At 67.2% G+C, this 20,712-nt stretch carries 22 protein-coding genes and 1 pseudogene; 21 read left to right on the top strand and 2 right to left on the bottom strand.

Translation table 11 applies throughout. The annotated features are described in order from the left end of the window. Positions 1 to 11: 11 nt before the first annotated feature. On the top strand, positions 12 to 1,001 hold the full coding sequence (locus HZI36_RS10280) for a S49 family peptidase (RefSeq protein WP_179402546.1): 990 nt from the start codon (positions 12 to 14) through the stop codon (positions 999 to 1,001). Positions 1,002 to 1,058: 57 nt separating this feature from the next. Here the strand turns inward: HZI36_RS10280 and HZI36_RS10275 are convergent, their stop codons facing one another. Further along, entirely contained in the window at positions 1,059 to 1,781 is a 723-nt protein-coding gene (locus HZI36_RS10275) for an SAM-dependent methyltransferase (RefSeq protein WP_179402545.1), read from the bottom strand. After that, on the bottom strand, positions 1,778 to 2,425 hold the full coding sequence (locus tag HZI36_RS10270) for a Maf-like protein (protein WP_179402713.1): 648 nt from the start codon (positions 2,423 to 2,425) through the stop codon (positions 1,778 to 1,780). The genes HZI36_RS10275 and HZI36_RS10270 overlap by 4 nt, the downstream gene beginning before the upstream one ends. 182 nt (positions 2,426 to 2,607) lie before the next feature. Between HZI36_RS10270 and HZI36_RS10265 the strand changes: the two genes are divergently transcribed. The 20 genes and pseudogenes from HZI36_RS10265 (at position 2,608) to pdxJ (ending at position 20,711) form a co-directional block, all read left to right on the top strand. Next, positions 2,608 to 3,243 carry a YceD family protein gene (locus HZI36_RS10265; RefSeq protein WP_179402544.1) on the top strand — a complete coding sequence of 212 codons (636 nt, stop codon included), beginning with the start codon at positions 2,608 to 2,610 and terminating at the stop codon, positions 3,241 to 3,243. A 96-nt stretch (positions 3,244 to 3,339) separates the two neighbouring features. Next, entirely contained in the window at positions 3,340 to 3,519 is a 180-nt protein-coding gene (gene rpmF / locus HZI36_RS10260) for a 50S ribosomal protein L32 (protein WP_179402543.1), read from the top strand. A 137-nt stretch (positions 3,520 to 3,656) separates the two neighbouring features. Beyond that, positions 3,657 to 4,760, top strand: a complete 1,104-nt coding sequence (plsX, locus tag HZI36_RS10255; protein ID WP_179402542.1) for a phosphate acyltransferase PlsX — start codon at positions 3,657 to 3,659, stop codon at positions 4,758 to 4,760. Continuing rightward, on the top strand, positions 4,761 to 5,750 hold the full coding sequence (locus tag HZI36_RS10250) for a beta-ketoacyl-ACP synthase III (RefSeq protein WP_179402541.1): 990 nt from the start codon (positions 4,761 to 4,763) through the stop codon (positions 5,748 to 5,750). An 80-nt stretch (positions 5,751 to 5,830) separates the two neighbouring features. Beyond that, positions 5,831 to 6,772 (top strand): ACP S-malonyltransferase, encoded by a 942-nt coding sequence (fabD, locus tag HZI36_RS10245; RefSeq protein WP_179402540.1) that lies wholly within the window; start codon positions 5,831 to 5,833, stop codon positions 6,770 to 6,772. 65 nt (positions 6,773 to 6,837) lie between these two features. After that, the gene (fabG, locus tag HZI36_RS10240; protein WP_179402539.1) at positions 6,838 to 7,587 is read left to right on the top strand and encodes a 3-oxoacyl-ACP reductase FabG; all 750 of its coding nucleotides are present in this window, start codon (positions 6,838 to 6,840) and stop codon (positions 7,585 to 7,587) included. Between the two features lie 151 nt (positions 7,588 to 7,738). Beyond that, a complete protein-coding gene (gene acpP / locus HZI36_RS10235; protein WP_012735022.1) occupies positions 7,739 to 7,978 on the top strand; it encodes an acyl carrier protein in 240 nt (79 codons plus the stop codon). Between the two features lie 150 nt (positions 7,979 to 8,128). Then, positions 8,129 to 9,361 carry a beta-ketoacyl-ACP synthase II gene (fabF, locus tag HZI36_RS10230; protein WP_179402538.1) on the top strand — a complete coding sequence of 411 codons (1,233 nt, stop codon included), beginning with the start codon at positions 8,129 to 8,131 and terminating at the stop codon, positions 9,359 to 9,361. An 11-nt stretch (positions 9,362 to 9,372) separates the two neighbouring features. Beyond that, positions 9,373 to 9,819 carry a protein YgfX gene (locus HZI36_RS10225; RefSeq protein ID WP_179402537.1) on the top strand — a complete coding sequence of 149 codons (447 nt, stop codon included), beginning with the start codon at positions 9,373 to 9,375 and terminating at the stop codon, positions 9,817 to 9,819. A gap of 115 nt (positions 9,820 to 9,934) precedes the next feature. Next, on the top strand, positions 9,935 to 10,534 hold the full coding sequence (gene rpoE, locus HZI36_RS10220; protein ID WP_179402536.1) for an RNA polymerase sigma factor RpoE: 600 nt from the start codon (positions 9,935 to 9,937) through the stop codon (positions 10,532 to 10,534). A 91-nt stretch (positions 10,535 to 10,625) separates the two neighbouring features. Continuing rightward, complete coding sequence (locus HZI36_RS10215) at positions 10,626 to 11,228, top strand: sigma-E factor negative regulatory protein (protein ID WP_179402535.1); 603 nt, start codon at positions 10,626 to 10,628, stop codon at positions 11,226 to 11,228. 5 nt (positions 11,229 to 11,233) lie between these two features. Then, positions 11,234 to 12,292 carry a MucB/RseB C-terminal domain-containing protein gene (locus HZI36_RS10210; RefSeq protein WP_179402534.1) on the top strand — a complete coding sequence of 353 codons (1,059 nt, stop codon included), beginning with the start codon at positions 11,234 to 11,236 and terminating at the stop codon, positions 12,290 to 12,292. 98 nt (positions 12,293 to 12,390) lie between these two features. Beyond that, positions 12,391 to 13,869, top strand: a complete 1,479-nt coding sequence (locus HZI36_RS10205) for a DegQ family serine endoprotease (RefSeq protein WP_179402533.1) — start codon at positions 12,391 to 12,393, stop codon at positions 13,867 to 13,869. Between the two features lie 11 nt (positions 13,870 to 13,880). Beyond that, positions 13,881 to 14,138 (top strand): glutaredoxin family protein, encoded by a 258-nt coding sequence (locus tag HZI36_RS10200; protein WP_179402532.1) that lies wholly within the window; start codon positions 13,881 to 13,883, stop codon positions 14,136 to 14,138. A 170-nt stretch (positions 14,139 to 14,308) separates the two neighbouring features. After that, complete coding sequence (gene lepA, locus HZI36_RS10195; protein ID WP_179402531.1) at positions 14,309 to 16,102, top strand: translation elongation factor 4; 1,794 nt, start codon at positions 14,309 to 14,311, stop codon at positions 16,100 to 16,102. Positions 16,103 to 16,118: 16 nt separating this feature from the next. Beyond that, a complete protein-coding gene (lepB, locus tag HZI36_RS10190; protein ID WP_179402530.1) occupies positions 16,119 to 17,012 on the top strand; it encodes a signal peptidase I in 894 nt (297 codons plus the stop codon). A 186-nt stretch (positions 17,013 to 17,198) separates the two neighbouring features. Beyond that, a pseudogene (gene rnc, locus HZI36_RS10185) lies at positions 17,199 to 18,098 on the top strand (ribonuclease III); the annotation flags it as partial. A gap of 87 nt (positions 18,099 to 18,185) precedes the next feature. Further along, the gene (era, locus tag HZI36_RS10180) at positions 18,186 to 19,085 is read left to right on the top strand and encodes a GTPase Era (RefSeq protein WP_179402529.1); all 900 of its coding nucleotides are present in this window, start codon (positions 18,186 to 18,188) and stop codon (positions 19,083 to 19,085) included. Continuing rightward, entirely contained in the window at positions 19,072 to 19,941 is an 870-nt protein-coding gene (gene recO, locus HZI36_RS10175; RefSeq protein WP_179402528.1) for a DNA repair protein RecO, read from the top strand. Before era ends, recO begins: the two co-directional genes overlap by 14 nt. Further along, complete coding sequence (pdxJ, locus tag HZI36_RS10170; RefSeq protein WP_179402527.1) at positions 19,938 to 20,711, top strand: pyridoxine 5'-phosphate synthase; 774 nt, start codon at positions 19,938 to 19,940, stop codon at positions 20,709 to 20,711. The genes recO and pdxJ overlap by 4 nt, the downstream gene beginning before the upstream one ends. Position 20,712 lies beyond the last annotated feature (1 nt).

The raw sequence follows: 20,712 nt of genomic DNA, 5'->3' as shown, positions 1-20,712 counted from the left end.
CGGAACCCCAGATGGCCGATCAACCGAATTCCCCCGTTTCCTCTTCCCGCCCGGACGGCCGCGAGCCGAACTGGGAGCGCGCGGTGCTCGAGCGGATCGCGCTCGCCGCGATCAACGAGCAGCGCGCCGCGCGGCGCTGGCGGATCTTCTTCCGCTTCGCGTTCCTCGTCGCGCTGCTGCTGCTCGCGGTCGGGCTGATCAACACGTCCGGCGACGCGAAACTGTCGACGGGCGGCCGCCATACCGCGCTCGTGTCGATCGACGGCGAGATCGCGGCCGGCACCATCGCGAACGCGGAGGACATCATGTCCGCGCTCGACGACGCGTTCGACGACAGCGGCACGGTCGGCGTCGTGCTGCGGATCAACAGCCCGGGCGGCAGCCCGGTGCAGGCGGGCATCGTCTACGACGAGATCCGGCGCCTGCGCCACAAATATCCGACGAAACCGCTGTACGTGGTCGTGACCGACATGTGCGCGTCGGGCGGCTATTACATCGCGTCGGCGGCCGACAAGATCTACGTCGACAAGGCGAGCATCGTCGGCTCGATCGGCGTGCTGATGGACGGTTTCGGCTTCACCGGGCTGATGAGCAAGCTCGGCGTCGAGCGGCGGCTGCACACGTCGGGCGAGAACAAGGGCTTTTACGATCCGTTCTCGCCGGAAACGCCGAAGATGGACGCTCATGCGCAGGAGATGCTCGACGAGATCCACGCGCAGTTCGTCAAGGCCGTGAAGGACGGCCGCGGCGCGCGGCTGCACGAGACGCCCGACATGTTCTCGGGCCTCTTCTGGACCGGCGAGAAGAGCGTCGAGCTCGGGCTCGCGGACGGTTTCGGCACGACCGATACGGTCGCGCGCGACGTGCTGAAGGCCCCCGACGTCGTCGACTACACGGTCAAGGAGAGCCTGTCCAGCCGCGTCGCGCGCCGCTTCGGCGCGGCCGTCGGCAGCGCCGCGATGAAGGCGCTCGCGTTCGGCACGCAGATGCAGTTGCGGTAGTGGCGGTAGTGGCGGTAATGCCGCGCGCCGGGCGTTCGCCCGACGCGTCACCGGCGCTCAGTTCGCGAGCATCAGGAAGATCGCCGGGCGCTTGTGCAGATTCGGCGCGGGCGCCTTTTTCCATGCCGAGACCGCGCGGCTCGCGATCGTCTCGGTCGCGAGCGTCAGGTCGGCCGCGACGCAGATCAGCGTCGACGGCGCACAGGTCGCGACGAGCGTGTCGAGCATCGCCTGATTGCGGTATGGCGTTTCGATGAAGATCTGCGTCTGGCGGGCCTTGCGCGACTGCTGCTCGAGCTCGCGCAGGCGTTTCGCGCGCTCGGCCGGATCGACCGGCAGGTAGCCGTGGAACGCGAAACTCTGGCCGTTCAGGCCCGACGCCATCAGCGCGAGCAGGATCGAGCTCGGCCCGACGAGCGGCACGACCTTCACGCCGCGCTCGTGCGCGCGCCGCACCAGCAGCGCGCCCGGATCGGCGACGGCCGGGCAGCCCGCCTCGGACACGAGCCCCGCGTCCTGGCCGGCGACGATCGGCGTGAGCAGCCGGTCGATCTCGGCGGCCGGCGTGTTCACGTTCAGCTCGCGGATCTCGATCTCCTGGATCGGCCGCGTCGTGCCGATCTTCTTCAGGAACGCGCGCGTCGATTTCGCGTTCTCGCCGACGTAATAGCCGAGCGTGCCCGCGCGCGCCTGCACCGCGGCGGGCAGCACCGCCGCGAGCATCGCGTCGTCGCCGTCGCCGAGCGTGTTCGGGACCAGATAGAGCGTGCCGGTCGTCATGCGCGGCCTCCGTGGGCGGCGAACAGCGGGAAGCCGGCGGCGCGCAGCATCCGCGTCAGCGCGATCAGCGGCAGGCCGACGAGCGCGGTCGGATCGTCGGAATCGATCGTGTCGAGCAGCGCGATGCCGAGCCCCTCGGATTTCGCGCTGCCGGCGACGTCGTACGGCGTCTCGGCGCGCAGGTACGCGTCGAGCTCGGCCTCGGGCAGCGTGCGAAAGCGCACGCGCGTGACGACGTCGTCGGTCTGCGTGTCGCCGGTGCGGTCGTCGTACAGGCAGAGCGCGCTGTGGAACTCGACCTCGCGCCCCTGCATTGCGACGAGCTGGGCGAGCGCGTTCTCGTGCGTGCCGGGCTTGCCGATCTGCAGCCCGTCGAACGTCGCGACCTGGTCGGAGCCGATCACGAGCACGCCGCGCGGCGCGTCGGCGGTTTCGGCGGATTCAGTGGTTTCGGCGACCGCGCGCGCTTTCGCGACCGCGAGGCGCAGCGCGGTCGCGGCCGGCGTTTCGCCGGGCAGCGGGGTTTCGTCGACGTCGGGCGACATGACGTCGAACGGCACGCACAGCCGCTCGAGCAGCGCGCGCCGGTAACGGGAACTGGAGGCGAGAATCAGCCGCGGCGGGCTGGAGAGGGTGTCCGGCATCATCGGTTGCGGGGGTGGATCGTCGGCGCCGCGCGGGCGCAAGGTTAAGTGCTTGACTGGAAAAGATAAAACAGCTATATTCTTCCGCTTTTCATCGGCAGGCCCGTTCCGGATGGAAAGCGCGGACGGAAAGCGGCGCCTGTCGGGTCAGGTCACAACACGCGAAACACGCAGGAGCGCACATGAATACCTCTTCTGGCAAGCCTGCGGTGTCGCTCGATCCGCACGCGGTCGACCTGTTCGAGTTCGCGCGGAGCGCGCGCCAGGCGGCCGGGGCGGTGCGGCTGTCGCAACTGCCGCGCATGTTAAACGAAGTGCCGGCGGACGCGCCAGACCGCGACACGGTGTTCACGTGGCAGGCGGAAGGGTTTTCGCAGAACGAGCTGCAGGACGACGGCGCCGACGGGCCGCAGCCGTATCTGCGCCTCGCGCTGCACGGGCATGCGTGGCTCGAGTGCCAGCGCTGCCTCACGCCGTACGAACAGGCGTTCGACGTCGATATGACGTACCGGATCGTCGCATCCGAAGAAGAAGCTGAAGAATTTCCGCTCGACGACGATGAAGCCGATGTGATCGTGGGCTCCCGCCAGTTCGATCTGATCGACTTGATCGAAGAGGAATTGCTGCTTTCGCTGCCGCTCGTGCCGAAACACGAGGTTTGCCCGGCGGTTCATGAAAGTCTCGTGTCGGGCGCGAGTGGCGCCGAGGCCGAGCCGGACGACGAGTCCGGCGAAGCCGAAGGCGAAGGCAAACAGCCGAACCCGTTCGCGGCGCTCGAAGCGCTGAAGAAGGACGAGGACGGCGGCAAGCAACACTGAGTGAGCAGGCGCGGGAAGGCGTAACGGCCGTGGGCCAGGGTAGTTAAGCGCCGGATCGGGCTGTGTTAGAATCCGGAAAATTTTTAGGAGTGAGTCATGGCAGTTCAGCAAAACAAGAAGTCGCCGTCGAAGCGCGGCAATCACCGTTCGCACGATTTCCTGTCGGCAGCACCGATCGCGGTCGAGCCGAGCACGGGTGAAGTGCACCTGCGTCACCACATCAGCCCGAACGGCTACTATCGCGGCAAGAAAGTCGTCAAGACGAAGAACGACTAAGCGTCTCGTCACGCGTGCTGCGTCTGCGTTGCCAGATGGCTCGCCGCGTGACAACCGGTTCGCTTGACACTTTCCTGGCTCAACGAAAAGGCGGCATTCAACTGCCGCTTTTTTGTGCCTGAAATTCGTCGCATTCCATGACCGTAAAGCTCACAATCGATTGCATGGGAGGCGACCACGGCCCGTCCGTGACCGTTCCCGCGGCAGTCAAGTTCGTCCGCGCGCATCCCGATGCGCAGTTGATGCTCGTCGGCATCGAAGACGCGATCCGCGCGCAGCTGAAGAAGTGCAAGGCGCTCGACGAATCGGCGCTGATCATCGTGCCCGCCACCGAGGTCGTGGCGATGGACGACCCCGTCGAAGTGGCGCTGCGCAAGAAGAAGGATTCTTCGATGCGCGTCGCCCTCAATCAGGTGAAGGACGGCCAGGCCCAGGCCTGCATCTCCGCCGGCAACACCGGCGCGCTGATGGCCGTGTCCCGCTACGTGCTGAAGACGCTGCCCGGCATCGAGCGGCCGGCGATCGCGTTCGCGCTGCCGAACCCGGTCGGCTACACGATGATGCTCGACCTCGGCGCGAACGTCGATTGCGAGCCGCAGCACCTGCTGCAGTTCGCGGAGATGGGCCACGCGCTCGTCGCGGCGCTCGAGGGCAAGGAGCGGCCGACGATCGGCCTGCTCAACATCGGCGAAGAGGTCATCAAGGGCAACGACACGATCAAGCGCGCGGGCGAGCTGCTGCGCGCGAGCACGCTCAATTTCCGCGGCAACGTCGAGGGCGACGACATCTACAAGGGCACCGTCGACGTGATCGTCTGCGACGGCTTCGTCGGCAACGTCGCGCTGAAGACGTCCGAAGGGCTCGCGCAGATGCTGTCGAACATCATCCGCGAGGAGTTCGGCCGTTCGCTGATGTCGAAGCTGATGGCGTTTCTCGCGCTGCCGGTGCTGCTGCGCTTCAAGAAGCGCGTCGACCACCGCCAGTACAATGGCGCGGCGCTGCTCGGGCTCAAGGGCCTCGTGATCAAGAGCCACGGCTCGGCCGACGCGTACGCGTTTGAGTGGGCGATCAAACGCGGGTATGATGCCGTCAAAAACGGCGTGCTGGAGCGCCTCGCCCGTGCGATGGCGGACAACGCGGCGCCGCTCGGAGACGGGCACGACGCGGGCGGAGCGGGGCAGGCGAGCCCGGCCGCCGGCCAGCCCGCCGAGCCCTCAGGTGCGCTATCCTCTAAAGCATAAATGGCCCAATCGACTCTCTATTCCCGCGTGCTCGGCACGGGCAGCTACCTGCCGCCCGACCGCGTCACGAACCAGCAACTGGCCGATCGTCTCGCGAAGGACGGTGTCGAGACGAGCGACGAGTGGATCGTCGCGCGCACCGGCATCCATGCGCGCCACTTCGCGGCGCCCGACGTCACGACGAGCGACCTCGCCCACGAAGCCGCGCAGCGCGCGATCGCCGCGGCCGACATCGATCCGCAGTCGATCGACCTGATCATCGTCGCGACGTCGACCCCCGATTTCGTGTTCCCGAGCACCGCGTGCCTGGTGCAGAGCAAGCTCGGCATCAAGAACGGCGGCGCGGCGTTCGACGTGCAGGCCGTCTGTTCCGGCTTCGCGTACGCGGTGGCGATGGCCGACAGCTTCATCCGCGGCGGCCAGCACCGCACCGCGCTCGTGATCGGCGCGGAGACGTTCTCCCGCATCCTCGACTTCAAGGACCGCACGACCTGCGTGCTGTTCGGTGACGGCGCGGGCGCGGTGATCCTGTCCGCGTCGGAAGAGCCGGGCGTGCTCGGCAGCGCGCTGCACGCGGACGGCAGCTACTCGCACATCCTCTGCACGCCGGGCAACGTGAACGCCGGCGTGGTCGCCGGCAGCGCGTTCCTGCAGATGGACGGCCAGGCCGTGTTCAAGCTCGCGGTCAACGTGCTCGAGAAAGTCGCGGTCGAAGCGCTCGCGAAGGCGGGCCTCGCGCCCGAGCAGGTCGACTGGCTGATCCCGCACCAGGCGAACATCCGCATCATGACGAGCACGTGCAAGAAGCTCGGGCTGCCGCAGGAGCGCATGGTGATGACGGTCGGCGAGCACGGCAACACGTCCGCCGCGTCGATCCCGCTCGCGCTCGACGTCGCGGTGCGCGACGGCCGCATCCAGCGCGGCCAGCACGTGCTGATCGAAGGCGTCGGCGGCGGCTTCACCTGGGGCGCATCGGTCTTCCGCTACTGATCCGCGAGCGCGACTGCCGCGCGTGCTCCCATCCGGCGCGCCGTTCGCGCGCGCCGTCCGAATCTTCAATTGGGGACGATATGAAATTTGCATTCGTGTTTCCTGGGCAGGGCTCCCAGTCGGTCGGCATGCTGAACGCGTTCGCCGATCTGGCCGTCGTGCGCGAAACCCTGCAGGAAGCGTCCGACGCGCTGAACCAGGATCTCGGCAAGCTGATCGCCGAAGGCCCGGCCGAAGAGCTGAATCTGACGACGAATACCCAGCCGGTGATGCTGACGGCCGCGTACGCGTGCTATCGCGCGTGGCAGCAGGCGGGCGGCCCGGCGCCGTCGATCGTCGCGGGCCACAGCCTCGGCGAATACACGGCGCTCGTCGCGGCTGGCGCGCTCGCGTTCCGCGACGCGGTGCCGCTCGTGCGCTTTCGCGCGCAGGCGATGCAGACCGCGGTGCCGGTCGGTCAGGGCGGGATGGCCGCGATCCTCGGGCTCGACGACGACACGGTCCGCGCGGTGTGCGTGGAGGCCGCCGCAGCCACGGAAGCGGGCGTCGTCGAGGCGGTGAATTTCAACGCGCCCGCGCAGGTCGTGATCGCGGGCAGTAAGGCGGCCGTCGAGAAGGCGTGCGAGATCGCGAAAGCGAAGGGCGCGAAGCGCGCGCTGCCGCTGCCGGTGTCGGCGCCGTTCCACTCGTCGCTGCTGAAGCCGGCGTCCGATCAACTGCGCGACTATCTCGCGAACGTCGACGTGAAGGCGCCGGCGATTCCGGTCGTGAACAACATCGACGTCGCGGTGGTGAGCGATGCGGCCGCGATCAAGGACGCGCTCGTGCGTCAGGCCGCGGGCCCGGTGCGCTGGGTCGAGTGCGTGCAGCACATCGCCGGCACGGGCGTCACGCACGTGATCGAATGCGGGCCGGGCAAGGTGCTCGCGGGCCTGACGAAGCGCATCGACGGCAGCCTCACGGGCGCGTCGGTGTTCGATCCGGCGTCGCTCGACGAAGCGCTCAAGCTCGTCGCCGCTTAATCACACACATGCGCACACATGCGCACGCGCATGAGGCGGCGCATTCCCAGACAGACGGACATTTCATGGAAAAGATTCTCGACAAACAGGTTGCGATCGTGACCGGCGCGTCGCGCGGCATCGGCCGGGCGATCGCGCTCGAGCTCGCGCGCCGGGGCGCGACGGTGATCGGCACCGCGACGAGCGAAGCGGGCGCTGCCGCGATCACCGCGGCGTTCGCGGAAGCGGGCGCGACGGGCCGCGGCGCGGTGCTGAACGTGAACGACGCGACGGCGGCCGAGGCGCTGATCGACGCGACCGTGAAGGAGTTCGGTGGCCTGAACGTGCTCGTGAACAACGCGGGCATCACGCAGGACCAGCTCGCGATGCGGATGAAGGACGAGGACTGGGACGCGGTGATCGACACGAACCTCAAGTCGGTGTTCCGCCTGTCGCGCGCGGTGCTGCGCCCGATGATGAAGGCGCGCGGCGGCCGCATCATCAACATCACGTCGGTGGTCGGCTCGGCCGGCAACCCGGGGCAGGCGAACTACGCGGCCGCGAAGGCCGGCGTCGCGGGCATGACGCGCGCGCTCGCGCGCGAGATCGGCAGCCGCGGGATCACCGTCAACTGCGTCGCGCCGGGCTTCATCGACACCGACATGACGAAGGGCCTGCCCGAAGACCAGCAGACCGCGCTGAAGACGCAGATCCCGCTCGGCCGCCTCGGCAGCCCGGAGGATATCGCGCACGCGGTCGCGTTCCTCGCGTCGCCGCAGGCCGGCTATATCACGGGCACGACGCTGCACGTGAACGGCGGCATGTACATGTCGTAACGAATTTCGTTTACCATCCGCGCCGTGCACTGCGCGAAAGGGTGCCGGCGCTTGACTGACCGTCAGGCCAACGTGCGTTTTGAGCGGCTCCAAACCCTGATAAAATGCGCGCACTTGTAAATTTGAACTCGAACTTTCCCTCGGAGGGGTAATGGACAACATCGAACAACGCGTCAAAAAGATCGTCGCCGAGCAACTGGGCGTCGCCGAAGGCGAGATCAAGAACGAAGCCTCGTTCGTGAACGACCTGGGCGCCGACTCGCTCGATACGGTCGAGCTGGTGATGGCCCTCGAAGACGAGTTCGGCATGGAAATTCCGGACGAAGAAGCGGAGAAGATCACGACGGTTCAGCAGGCGATCGACTACGCCCGCGCGAACGTCAAGGCGTAAGCGCGCTCGGCCGTTGCCGCGTAGGCTGCGCTTGGCGCGCCATCCTGTCGGCGTTCGCGCCGGACGGGTCAACAGCCGCAGGGCTCGCAGGGCTGGTTCCTGCGGCCGCTGTGGCTTTTGTTTTTGTCATCCAAAGGAAAAGAGGTTACCGTGAGCCGCCGTCGTGTTGTCGTTACTGGCATGGGGCTGATTTCGCCCGTCGGCAATAATCTTGCCGACGGCTGGGCCAATCTCGTCGCCGGCCAGTCCGGAATCGCCACCGTTACGAAGTTCGACCATTCGAACCTGGCCGTGCACTTCGCCGGCGAGGTCAAGGGCTTCAACGTCGAGGACTACATCTCGGCGAAGGACGCCCGCCAGATGGATACCTTCATCCATTACGGCATCGCCGCCGGCATGCAGGCGATGAAGGACAGCGGCCTCGAGGTGACCGACGAGAACGCCGAGCGGATCGGCGTGATGGTCGGCTCCGGCATCGGCGGGTTGCCGATGATCGAGGATACGCACCAGACCTACATCGATCGCGGCCCGCGCCGGATCTCGCCGTTCTTCGTGCCGGGCTCGATCATCAACATGATCTCCGGCCACCTGAGCATCATTTTCGGCCTGAAAGGCCCGAACCTCGCCGCGGTCACGGCCTGCACGACCGGCCTGCACAGCATCGGCCTCGCCGCGCGCCTGATCCAGGCGGGCGACGCGGACGTGATGATCGCGGGCGGCGCCGAGTCGACCGTGTCGCCGCTCGGCATCGGCGGCTTCGCGGCCGCGCGCGCGCTGTCGACGCGCAACGACGATCCGGCCACCGCGTCGCGCCCGTGGGACAAGGACCGCGACGGCTTCGTGCTCGGCGAGGGCGCCGGCGTGATGGTGCTCGAGGAATACGAGGCGGCGAAGGCGCGCGGCGCGAAGATCTACGCGGAAGTCGCGGGCTTCGGGATGAGCGGCGACGCGTACCACATGACCGCGCCGAACATGGACGGCCCGCGCCGCTGCATGGCGAACGCGCTGCGCGACGCCGGCATCAACGCGGACCAGGTGCAGTACCTGAACGCGCACGGCACGTCGACGCCGCTCGGCGACAAGAACGAAACCGACGCGATCAAGGCCGCGTTCGGCGGCCATGCGGGCAAGATCGTCGTGAACTCGACGAAGTCGATGACGGGCCACCTGCTGGGCGGCGCCGGCGGCCTCGAATCGGTGTTCACGGTGCTGGCGCTGCACAACCAGGTGTCGCCGCCGACGATCAACATCTTCAATCAGGATCCCGAGTGCGATCTCGACTACTGCGCGAATACCGCACGGGATATGAAGATCGACGTAGCCGTGAAGAACAATTTCGGCTTTGGCGGGACTAACGGCACGCTGGTCTTCAAGCGCGCCTGAAGCAGGATCGCTTGACGAGTCCTCTCGACGTCGCGGCCGCGCGCACGCAGCGATTCACGCTGCGCGCGTCGGCCGCGCTTTGCTTGGCGCTCGCCGTTTTCGTCGTCGCGGCCGCGTGCGCGGTCCACCTGTTCGTTGCGCCGCGTGCCGGCGTCGTGCCGGGCGCGGGTGGCGCGATCGCGGCGGCGCTGCTGCTGGCGGCCGCCGCGTCGCGCGCATGCGCGCGGCGGATGCCGGCCGAGTTGCGCGTCGACGCGTCCGGGCAGATTGCGGCATTCGGCCGCGCGGGCCGGATGCTCGCGCACGGCGGCGTGACGGGCTGCGTACACTGGAGCAGTCTGCTGCTCGTGCTGTCGGTCGGCGCGCGCGGGCGGCGCCCGGTGCGGCTGCTGATCCCGGCGGACGCGCTCGACGCGGCGGCGTTTCGCGCGCTGTCCGTGCTCGCGCGCGGCGCGTGACGGCAGCCGACGGCAGTCGACGGTGAAGGGGCGGTTACGGATCGTAACCCGGGACCAGGGGGGCGGGCGCTACAATAGCGTTCCGCGTTGTATCCCTAGTTAACGGATTTGTCAGGTGAGTGAAAAAGAAATCGATCAGGTTCTGGTCGAACGCGTACAGAAAGGCGACAAGGCGGCGTTCGAACTCCTGGTCTCCAAATACCACCGCAAGATCATCCGGCTGATCTCGCGCCTCGTGCGGGACCCCGCGGAGGTCGAGGACGTGGCCCAGGACGCGTTCATCAAGGCGTATCGCGCGCTGCCGCAGTTCCGCGGCGAGTCCGCGTTCTACACGTGGTTGTACCGGATTGCCGTGAATACGGCGAAGAACTACCTTGCGACGCAGGGCCGCCGCGCGCCGACCTCGACCGAAGCGGACGCGGAAGAGGCTGAAACTTTCTCCGACGCAGACCAACTAAGGGATATCAACACGCCCGAGTCGATGTTGATGAGCAAGCAGATTGCCGAAACGGTCAACGCTGCAATGGCCGTTTTACCCGAGGAACTGCGCACGGCGATCACGCTGCGCGAGATCGAGGGGCTGAGCTACGAGGAAATCGCGGAAATGATGGGCTGCCCGATCGGGACGGTCCGCTCGCGGATTTTCCGGGCGCGCGAGGCAATCGCGGCAAAGTTGCGTCCGCTACTCGACACGCCCGAAGGGCGGCGCTGGTAGTCGGAGTAAGCGCCGCGGGCGGCGCGGGCCGGATGGGGTCTAGTCAAGATAGAGTCGTGATTCACGACGGGGTACGAAGATGGGGAGCATCATGGGGTCGGTCAATCTGCAGTCTCCGCAGTCGCAGGCAAGCTCGCGTGGCGAGCGCCTTTCCGCACTGGTCGACGGCGAGGCGTTCGACGGCGATCACGGGCAATTTCTGGCTGAGCTCGGCCGCGCGGATCGCGCGGCGTGGGCCCAATACCACGTGATCGGCGACGCGCTGCGCTCGGACGAGCTCACGCTGTCGCCCGCGTTCAGCGCGTCGTTCATGACGCGCGTGTCCGTGCAGCTCGAGGCGGAGCCGCATCTGCTCGCGCCGGCGTCGCATCCGGTCGCGAGCCGGCTGAACGCGCTGCGCCGCAAGGTCGTGCCGGCGTTCGCGGTGGCCGCGGCGGCCGCGACGCTCACGTGGATCGTCGTGCCGCAGATGCAGGTCGCGTCGACGGGCTCGACGCAGATCGCGTCGGCCGGCGCGCAGCCGGGCGGCCTGCAGCGCGTCGCGGCCACGCAGTCGCCGCAGGATGTGAACATCATCCGCGACGCCAGCCTCGATCAATATCTCGAAGCGCACCAGCAGTTCGCGCAGCAGTCCGTCGTCACGGGCTCGATGCCGCTGATCCGTGCTGCCATGACCACGACGCCAGGCCAATAAACTCGATGCGGACATTGCGGTTGAATCACTCCATCTCCGGATGGAAGCGGCTGCCGGCCTTTCTGCTTTGCGCAGCCGCACTGTTGTCCGTTCACCTTCCTCAAGCCTTCGCGCAACAGTCCGCCGATCCCGTCGCGAGCCGCCGGGCCGCGGCCGACTGGCTCGACCGCATCCAGCTCGCGGCGCAGCAGCAGAGTTACGAAGGCACGTTCGTCTATCAGCGCGGCGGGTTCGTCCAGTCGTCGCGGATCGTCCATTACGCGACGCGCGGCGACGGCGAGTTCGAGCAGATCGACAGTCTCGACGGCAAGCCGCGCAAGCTGCTGCGCCATAACGACGATCTCTATACGTTCGTGCCCGAGCGCAAGCTTTGCGTCGTCGAGCGCCGGCAGGCCCGCGATTCGTTCCCGGCGCTGCTCGGCGCGTCGGGCGAGCGCGTGATGTCCGTCTACGACGCGAAACTGCTCGGCAAGGATCGCGTCGCCGGGATCGATGCGCAGGTCGTCGAGCTCGTGCCGAAGGACGCGTACCGCTTCGCGTACAAGCTCTGGGCCGACGCGCACACCGGCCTGCTGTTGCGTTCGCAGACGCTCGACGACGGCGACCACGTGCTCGAGCAGATTGCGTTCTCGCAGGTCCGCATCGGCGGCGCGGCGACGAGCGACAAGGCCGCGATCTCGGCCGGCATGCGCAACCTCGGCGGCTGGACCGTCGTGCGGCCGCCTGTCGCGCCGGTCGACATGGAGGCCGAGGGCTGGCAGATCACGCCGGCCGTCGCCGGCTTCCGGAAGATTCGCGAGGTGCAGCGCCCGATGGCGTCGCGCGAGCCCGGCGATCCGCCGGTGCCGGTCGATCAGGCGGTGTTCACCGATGGCCTGTCGACGATCTCCGTGTTCGTCGAGCCCGCCGACAAGAGCACGCGCAAGGAAGGTGCGGGCAGCACCGGCGCGACGCACGTGCTCGTGAAGCGTCGCGGCGATTTCTGGATCACGGTGCTCGGCGAAGTGCCGCCCGCGACGTTGCAGCAGTTCGCGTCTGCCATAGAATACAAGGCTTCCAAGTAACGCTTTTTTCTCCCGATGAAACAACCCCCACGCGCACTTCGTTCGCTGCCCCCCGAGGGGGCGGTCAGTACTCTTGGGGCGGCCCGGCGAGTACTGACATGATCAAACTCACGCTGCGCAAATGGCTGGTCGCGGTGACGGTGGCGGCTTGCCTGCCGCTCGTGCCGCACACGGCGGCCGCGGCGCCTGCCGCGAACCTGCCCGATTTCGCGGATCTCGTCGAAAAGGTCGGCCCGGCGGTCGTCAACATCCGGACGACGGCGAACGTGCCGTCCGGCGGCGCGCGCGACGTGCTGCCGCCCGGCTTCGACAATGGCGACATGTCGGAATTCTTCCGCCGCTTCTTCGGCATCCCGTTGCCGCAGGCGCCCGGCAATCCGAAGGGCGGCTCGCCCGCGCCCGCACCCGATTCGTCGCCCGACACCGAGCAGAATCGCGGCGTCGGCTCGGGCTTCATCCTGTCGGCCGACGGCTACGTGATGACCAACGCGCATGTCGTCGACGATGCGGACACGATCTACGTGACGCTGACCGACAAGCGCGAATTCAAGGCGAAGCTGATCGGCGTGGACGACCGCACCGACGTCGCGGTCGTCAAGATCCAGGCGTCGAACCTGCCGACCGTCGCGATCGGCGATTCGAACAAGGTGCGCGTCGGCGAATGGGTCGTCGCGATCGGCTCGCCGTTCGGCCTCGACAACACGGTCACGGCCGGCATCGTCAGCGCGAAGGGGCGCAACACCGGCGACTATCTGCCGTTCATCCAGACCGACGTCGCGGTGAACCCGGGCAATTCGGGCGGCCCGCTGATCAACATGCAGGGCGAGGTGATCGGCATCAATTCGCAGATCTACAGCCGCACCGGCGGGTTCATGGGCATTTCGTTCGCGATCCCGATCGACGAGGCGATGCGCGTCGCCGAGCAGCTGAAGACGACCGGCAAGGTCACGCGCGGCCGCATCGCGGTCGCGATCGGCGAGGTGACGAAGGACGTCGCCGACTCGATCGGCCTGCCGAAGGCCGAGGGCGCGCTCGTCAGCAGCGTCGAGCCGGGTGGCCCGGCCGACAAGGCGGGCATCCAGCCGGGCGACATCATCCTGAAGTTCAACGGCCGTCCGGTCGATACCGCGTCCGATCTGCCGCGGATGGTCGGCGACACGAAGCCGGGCGCGAAGGCGACCGTCACCGTGTGGCGCAAGGGGCAGGCGCGCGATCTGCCGATCACGGTCGTCGAGACGCAGCCCGAAGCGGTCGCGAAGGCCGACGCGCGCGCGGCCACGCCGCAGAAGCCGAAGCAGAGCAATTCGCTCGGCCTGACGGTCAGCGATCTGTCCGCCGACCAGCTGAAGGCGCTGAAACTGAAGAACGGCGTGCAGATCGACGGCGTCGACGGGCCTGCCGCGCGGGTGGGGCTGCAGCGCGGCGACGTCGTGCTGCGCGTCGGCGACACCGACATCACGAGCGCGAAGCAGTTCGCGGAAGTCACCGCGCAGCTCGATCCGCAGAAGATGGTCGCGGTGCTCGTGCGGCGCGGCGACAACACGCAGTTCATCCCGGTGCGTCCGCGCCAGAAGTGACGGTGCAAGCGATGTTCACGCTCTACGGCCGCGGCTGGTGTCACCTGTGCGACGACATGCGCGATGCGCTCGCGCCCGTCGCGGCCGAGTACGGCGTCGCGGTCGAGATCGTCGACGTCGACGACGATCCGGCGCTCGTCGCGCGCTATGACGAGGACGTACCGGTGCTGCTGCTGGACGGCGCGGAAGTCTGCCGCCACCGCTTCGACGAGCCCCGCGTGCGCGGCGCGCTCGAGGCGCGCCGCAGCGTTGCGGCGGACTCCGTCTGAGAATGCCGATTTGCGGCGGGCTCGGCCCGAGAATGCCGCCTCGCGGCGGGCACAGCCTGAAAATGCCGCCGTGCGTGAGGCTTTTCGGCTAAAATAGGCTGTTTTTTCACCGACTTACAAGGCGTGCTCCGCAGTCGTCGAGCGCGCCTTTTTCGCTTGATCGGCACTGAATGGATCATATACGCAATTTCTCGATTATCGCGCACATCGACCACGGCAAGTCGACGCTCGCGGACCGCATCATCCAGGTATGTGGCGGCCTGACCGACCGCGAGATGGAAGCACAGGTGCTCGACTCGATGGATCTCGAGCGCGAGCGCGGCATCACGATCAAGGCACAGACAGCCGCGCTGACGTATCGCGCGCGCGATGGCAAGGTCTACAACCTGAACCTGATCGATACGCCGGGGCACGTCGATTTCTCGTATGAGGTCAGCCGCTCGCTGTCCGCGTGCGAAGGCGCGCTGCTCGTCGTCGACGCGAGCCAGGGCGTCGAGGCGCAGACGGTCGCGAATTGCTACACCGCGATCGAGCTCGGCGTCGAAGTCGTGCCGGTGCTGAACAAGATCGACCTGCCGGCCGCGAACCCCGAGAGCGCGATCGAGGAGATCGAGGACGTGATCGGCATCGACGCGACCGACGCGACCCGCTGCAGCGCGAAAACGGGCCTCGGCGTCGAGGACGTGCTCGAGGCGCTGATCGCGAAGGTGCCGCCGCCGAAGGGCGATACGGACGGCCTGCTGCAGGCGCTGATCATCGATTCGTGGTTCGACAACTACGTCGGCGTCGTGATGCTCGTGCGGATCGTGAACGGCACGCTGCGTCCGAAGGACAAGATCAAGCTGATGGCGACGGGCGCGCAGTATCCGGTCGAGCACATCGGCGTGTTCACGCCGAAGTCGCGCAATCTCGAATCGCTGTCGGCGGGGCAGGTCGGCTTCATCATCGCCGGCATCAAGGAGTTGACCGCCGCGAAGGTCGGCGACACCGTCACGCTCGCGAGCAAGCCGGCACCCGAGCCGCTGCCGGGCTTCAAGGAAGTGAAGCCGCAGGTGTTCGCGGGCCTCTATCCGGTCGAGGCGAACCAGTACGACGCGCTGCGCGAGTCGCTCGAGAAGCTGAAGCTGAACGACGCGTCGCTGCAGTACGAGCCGGAAGTGTCGCAGGCGCTCGGCTTCGGCTTCCGCTGCGGCTTCCTCGGCCTGCTGCACATGGAGATCGTGCAGGAGCGTCTCGAGCGCGAGTTCGACATGGATCTCATCACGACCGCGCCGACCGTCGTGTACGAGGTCGTGCAGAGCGACGGCTCGACGATCCGGGTCGAGAACCCGGCGAAGATGCCGGAGCCGGCGCGGATCGCCGAGGTTCGCGAGCCGATCGTCACCGTGAACCTGTACATGCCGCAGGAATACGTCGGCTCGGTGATCACGCTGTCCGAACAAAAGCGCGGCTCGCAGATCAACATGCAGTATCACGGCCGCCAGGTGCAGCTCACGTACGAGATCCCGATGGCCGAGATCGTGCTCGACTTCTTCGATCGCCTGAAGTCGGTGTCGCGCGGCTATGCGTCGATGGACTACGAGTTCAAGGAATACCGCGCGTCCGACGTCGTGAAGGTCGACATGCTGATCAATGGCGACAAGGTCGATGCGCTGTCGATCATCGTGCACCGCTCGCAGTCGCAGTACCGCGGCCGCGAAGTCGCCGCGAAGATGCGCGAGATCATCCCGCGCCAGATGTACGACGTCGCGATCCAGGCGGCGATCGGCGCGCACATCATCGCGCGCGAGAACATCAAGGCGCTGCGCAAGAACGTGCTCGCGAAGTGTTACGGCGGCGACATCACGCGGAAGAAGAAACTGCTCGAGAAGCAGAAAGAAGGTAAGAAACGGATGAAGCAGGTGGGTTCGGTCGAGATTCCCCAGGAGGCGTTCCTGGCGATCTTGCGAGTCGAAGACAAATAACAGGACTGATCCTTTTATGAATTTTGCGCTGATTCTTTTTGTGCTCGTCGTCATGACGGGCGTGGCGTGGGTGGCGGACAAGCTGGTATTCCTGCCGGGGCGGCGGCGGGCGGCGGATGCGGCGGTCGAGGTGTTCGACCAGCAGCAGTCGCGGATCGACAAGCGTTTTGCCGACGAGAACGCGCCGGCCACGCGCGCGAAATTGCGCGACGACAAGCTGCGCCAGCCGTGGTGGCTCGAATACACGGCAAGCTTCTTTCCGGTGATTCTCGCGGTGTTCGTCGTGCGCTCGTTCGTCGTCGAGCCGTTCAAGATTCCGTCGGGCTCGATGGTGCCGACGCTGCTCGTCGGCGACTTCATCCTCGTGAACAAGTTCGAGTACGGCCTGCGCTTGCCGCTCACCAACACGAAGCTCACGCAGGGCCGGCCGCTCGAGCGCGGTGACGTCGTCGTGTTTCGCTATCCGAAGGACGAGTCGGTCGACTACATCAAGCGCGTGATCGGCCTGCCGGGCGACACGATCGCGTATCAGGACAAGCAACTGACGATCAACGGCCAGCCGGTGGCCGAGACGCCGATGACCGACTTCTACGACGACGAGTTGAAGACGTACGTGAAGCAGTACGAGGAGACGGTCGACGGCCGCAAGAACGCGATCCTGAACAACCCGGCGGTGCCGCCGTTCGTGATGGGCGCGTACGACTATCCGTACCGCGACAACTGCACGTACAACAGCCGCGGCGTGATCTGCAAGGTGCCGCCGGGCCACTACTTCATGATGGGCGACAACCGCGACAACAGCGCGGACAGCCGCTACTGGGGCTTCGTGCCGGACCAGAACATCGTCGGCCGCGCGTTCTTCGTCTGGATGAACTTCAGCCAGCTCTCGCGCATCGGCTCGTTCCACTGAGCGAAGCCCCGCTTCACTCGCGATAGGCGTCGCCCCGGGCCGCGACGCGTATCGTCGAACGCCGTCGAACGCTGTCGAACATTGCCGAACTACTTTAAGAACCGGCGGTAACACCGCTCCATCACGCCTTTTCGCGTCCGGCGCCGTCGTGTCGACGGAGCCGGCGCCCGCGTTATACTCCTGCACATGCCCCTATCTCAGTTGGAAAGCCGGCTGCGCTACGAATTTCGCAATGCGGAATTGTTGCGCCAGGCTTTGACCCATCGCAGTCACAGCGCCACGCACAACGAACGGCTCGAGTTTCTCGGCGACTCCGTTCTCAATTGCGCGGTGGCCGCGCTTTTGTTCCAGCGCTTCAGCAAGCTGGACGAAGGCGATCTGTCGCGGGTCCGGGCAAATCTCGTCAAGCAGCAGTCGCTGTACGAAATTGCTCAGGCCCTGAATATTTCAGACGGGCTTCGGCTCGGCGAGGGCGAGTTGCGCAGCGGCGGGTTCCGCCGGCCGTCGATTCTCGCGGACGCGTTCGAGGCGATCATCGGCGCGGTGTTCCTGGACGGCGGCTTCGACGCCGCACAGACCGTGATCAAGCGGTTGTACGTGCCGATTCTCGATCACATCGATCCGCGCACGCTCGGCAAGGACGCGAAGACGCTGCTGCAGGAGTATCTGCAGGGGAACAAGATCGCGCTGCCGACCTATACGGTCGTCGCGACGCATGGTGCGGCGCACAATCAGCAGTTCGAAGTCGAATGCACGGTGCCGAAGCTCGACGTGAAGGTGTCGGGGTCCGGCGCGAGCCGCCGCGCGGCCGAGCAGGCCGCCGCGAAGAAGGCGCTCGACGAGGTGATGGCCGCCGCGCCGATGCTGGCCGCGAAGCCGAAACGGTCGAAGGGCGCGCGCGCCGCGAAGCGCGTGGAGCCGGAGATCGTGCCGGGCGTGAAGGGCGTGCAGGAAGCGCTCGATCTGCGCACGCCGGAGCGTAAGGAGCGCACGGTGGTGGCCGCGCGCGCCGCGCCGCGCGCGCGTGACGTGTCGCCCGGGCCGGACGCGCTGCCCGCCGAGCCGGATCTGGCCGCCGCGCCCGCGCGGATCGCCGATGCCGACCACTGAATTGCCCATCATGCATCGCGCCGCGCGGCCCGCGGCCGGTCCCGAACCTGCAGCACACTCGATATGAACGATACCGCTCCCACTGGATTCCGCTGCGGCATGATCGCGATCGTCGGCCGGCCGAACGTCGGCAAGTCGACGCTGATGAACGCGCTCGTCGGCCAGAAGATCAGCATCACGTCGCGCAAGGCGCAGACGACCCGCCACCGGATCACCGGCATCAACACGACCGAGGACGCGCAGTACATCTTCGTCGACACGCCCGGCTTCCAGACGCGCCACAGCACCGCGCTGAACCGCTCGCTGAACCGCGCGGTCACGTCGACGCTGACGTCGGTCGACGCGATCCTGTTCGTGATCGAGGCCGGCCGCTTCGGGCCCGACGACCAGAAGGTGCTCGACCTGATCCCGCCCGGCGTGCCGACGCTGCTGATCGCGAACAAGCTCGACCGCGTCGCCGACAAGACGACGCTGTATCCGTTCATGCAGAAGATCAGCGCGCTGCGCGAATTCAACGAGATCGTGCCGCTATCCGCGAAGCAGCCGGACGACATCGTGCGGCTGCTCGATACGGTGAAGCCGTATCTGCCCGCGGGCGAGCCGATCTACGGCGAGGATGATCTGACCGACCGCAGCTCGCGCTTCCTCGCGGCCGAGATCCTGCGCGAGAAGGTGTTCCGCTGGACCGGTGACGAGCTGCCGTACACGAGCACCGTCGTGATCGACAAGTTCGAGGAGGAGGGGCGTCTGAAGCGGATCTTCGCGACGATCCTCGTCGAGCGCGACATGCACAAGGCGATGGTGATCGGCAAGAAGGGCGCGAAGCTCAAGCAGATCAGCACCGAGGCGCGGATGGACATGGAGAAGCTGTTCGACGGCCCCGTCTATCTCGAGACCTTCGTGAAGGTGAAGAGCGGGTGGGCCGACAACGAAGCGGGGCTTCGTGCCTATGGGTACGAATGACGCGTGGATGATCTCCGCCGAAGTCGCTGAATCCGCCGAAGCCGGCCAGGCCGAGCCCGACGCGGGCGAGCCGCCGGCCCGGTCGCCCCAATCGCCGCCGAAGAAGGCGCGCCGCGCGAGCGCGCCGGCGCTCCGCACGGCCGGCACCCGCATCGCCGAGCAGCCGGCGTACGTGCTGCACAGTTATCCCTATCGTGAAACGAGCCTCGTGATCGACGTGCTGACGCGCGATCACGGCCGGCTCGCGCTCGTCGCGAAAGGCGCGAAGCGCCCGCATTCCGCACTGCGCGGCGTGCTGCAGACGTTCCAGCCGTTGCTGCTGTCGTGGTCCGGCAAGTCCGAGGTGCGCACGCTGACCGGCGCCGAATGGGTCGGCGGGATGCTGCCGCTCGCGGGCGACGCGTTGCTGTGCGGCTTCTACGTGAACGAGCTGCTCGTGAAATTCTGCGCGCGCGAGGATCCGCAGCCACCGCTGTTCGAGCATTACGTCGTCACGCTCGCGCGTCTCGCGCACGGCGAGCCGGCGGTGCAGGTGCTGCGCTCGTTCGAGCGCGTGCTGCTGCGCGAGACCGGCTACGCGCTCGCGCTCGACCGGACCGTCGCGCGCCGCGCGGTCGAGCCCGACCGGCGCTACGTGTTCGATCCCGAGCGCGGCGTGCGCGAAGCCGACGACGACGTGCCGTCGCACTGGCCGGTCGTCGCGGGCCAGACATTGCTCGACATGGAGCGCGACGATTACCATCGGGTGCAGACCGTCGCGCAAAGCAAGACGCTGATGCGCTTTCTGCTGAACACCTACCTCGGCGGCACGCCGCTCGCGACGCGCCAGATTCTGATCGACCTGCAAAATCTATGAGCTTCTTCCTGACCTCCCCGAACGCCATCGATCTCGGCATCAACATCGACCACGTCGCGACGCTGCGCAACGCGCGCGGCACGACCTATCCGGACCCGATCCGCGCGGCGCTCGCCGCCGAGGAGGCGGGCGCCGACGCGATCACGCTGCACCTGCGCGAGGATCGCCGGCACATCGTCGACGCGGACGTGCGCAAGCTGCGCCCGCTGCTGAAGACGCGGATGAACCTCGAATGCGCGGTGACGGCCGAGATGCTGGACATCGCGTGCGACGTGCGTCCGCACGACGTGTGCCTCGTGCCCGAGAAGCGCGAGGAGCTGACGACCGAGGGCGGCCTCGACGTCGCGGGCCGCTTCGAAGCGGTGCGCGCCGCGTGCAAGCAACTGGCGGATGCCGGCGTGCGCGTGTCGCTGTTCATCGATCCGGACGACACGCAGATCCGCGCCGCGCACGAAGCGGGCGCGCCGGTGATCGAGCTGCACACGGGCCGCTACGCGGACGCGCACGACGAGGCCGAGCAGCAGCGCGAATACGAGCGGATCGTCGCGAGCGTGAGCACGGGCGCGCAACTCGGCCTGAAGGTCAATGCGGGGCATGGCCTGCATTACACGAACGTGCAGCAGATCGCGGCGATCGACGGGATCGTCGAGCTGAACATCGGCCACGCGATCGTCGCGCATGCGATCTTCGCGGGCTGGGACAACGCGGTGCGCGAGATGAAGGCGATCATGGTCGCCGCGCGCGTCGCCGCGCTGCATGGCGCACGTTGAC

Source organism: Burkholderia guangdongensis (assembly GCF_013403875.1).
In the GTDB taxonomy this organism is placed as follows: domain Bacteria; phylum Pseudomonadota; class Gammaproteobacteria; order Burkholderiales; family Burkholderiaceae; genus Burkholderia; species Burkholderia guangdongensis.
Note: the sequence above shows the minus strand (reverse complement) of the source record. Positions and strands in the feature narration are given on the sequence as shown.

What these genes read in the sequence shown, in the direction of transcription:
- HZI36_RS10280 (WP_179402546.1), top strand. Translation starts at nt 12, where the DNA reads ATGGCCGATCAACCGAATTCCCCCGTTTCCTCTTCCCGCCCGGACGGC.
- HZI36_RS10275 (WP_179402545.1), bottom strand. Translation starts at nt 1,781, where the DNA reads ATGACGACCGGCACGCTCTATCTGGTCCCGAACACGCTCGGCGACGGC.
- HZI36_RS10270 (WP_179402713.1), bottom strand. Translation starts at nt 2,425, where the DNA reads ATGCCGGACACCCTCTCCAGCCCGCCGCGGCTGATTCTCGCCTCCAGT.
- HZI36_RS10265 (WP_179402544.1), top strand. Translation starts at nt 2,608, where the DNA reads ATGAATACCTCTTCTGGCAAGCCTGCGGTGTCGCTCGATCCGCACGCG.
- rpmF (WP_179402543.1), top strand. Translation starts at nt 3,340, where the DNA reads ATGGCAGTTCAGCAAAACAAGAAGTCGCCGTCGAAGCGCGGCAATCAC.
- plsX (WP_179402542.1), top strand. Translation starts at nt 3,657, where the DNA reads ATGACCGTAAAGCTCACAATCGATTGCATGGGAGGCGACCACGGCCCG.
- HZI36_RS10250 (WP_179402541.1), top strand. Translation starts at nt 4,761, where the DNA reads ATGGCCCAATCGACTCTCTATTCCCGCGTGCTCGGCACGGGCAGCTAC.
- fabD (WP_179402540.1), top strand. Translation starts at nt 5,831, where the DNA reads ATGAAATTTGCATTCGTGTTTCCTGGGCAGGGCTCCCAGTCGGTCGGC.
- fabG (WP_179402539.1), top strand. Translation starts at nt 6,838, where the DNA reads ATGGAAAAGATTCTCGACAAACAGGTTGCGATCGTGACCGGCGCGTCG.
- acpP (WP_012735022.1), top strand. Translation starts at nt 7,739, where the DNA reads ATGGACAACATCGAACAACGCGTCAAAAAGATCGTCGCCGAGCAACTG.
- HZI36_RS10215 (WP_179402535.1), top strand. Translation starts at nt 10,626, where the DNA reads ATGGGGTCGGTCAATCTGCAGTCTCCGCAGTCGCAGGCAAGCTCGCGT.
- HZI36_RS10210 (WP_179402534.1), top strand. Translation starts at nt 11,234, where the DNA reads ATGCGGACATTGCGGTTGAATCACTCCATCTCCGGATGGAAGCGGCTG.
- HZI36_RS10205 (WP_179402533.1), top strand. Translation starts at nt 12,391, where the DNA reads ATGATCAAACTCACGCTGCGCAAATGGCTGGTCGCGGTGACGGTGGCG.
- HZI36_RS10200 (WP_179402532.1), top strand. Translation starts at nt 13,881, where the DNA reads ATGTTCACGCTCTACGGCCGCGGCTGGTGTCACCTGTGCGACGACATG.
- lepA (WP_179402531.1), top strand. Translation starts at nt 14,309, where the DNA reads ATGGATCATATACGCAATTTCTCGATTATCGCGCACATCGACCACGGC.
- lepB (WP_179402530.1), top strand. Translation starts at nt 16,119, where the DNA reads ATGAATTTTGCGCTGATTCTTTTTGTGCTCGTCGTCATGACGGGCGTG.
- era (WP_179402529.1), top strand. Translation starts at nt 18,186, where the DNA reads ATGAACGATACCGCTCCCACTGGATTCCGCTGCGGCATGATCGCGATC.
- recO (WP_179402528.1), top strand. Translation starts at nt 19,072, where the DNA reads ATGGGTACGAATGACGCGTGGATGATCTCCGCCGAAGTCGCTGAATCC.
- pdxJ (WP_179402527.1), top strand. Translation starts at nt 19,938, where the DNA reads ATGAGCTTCTTCCTGACCTCCCCGAACGCCATCGATCTCGGCATCAAC.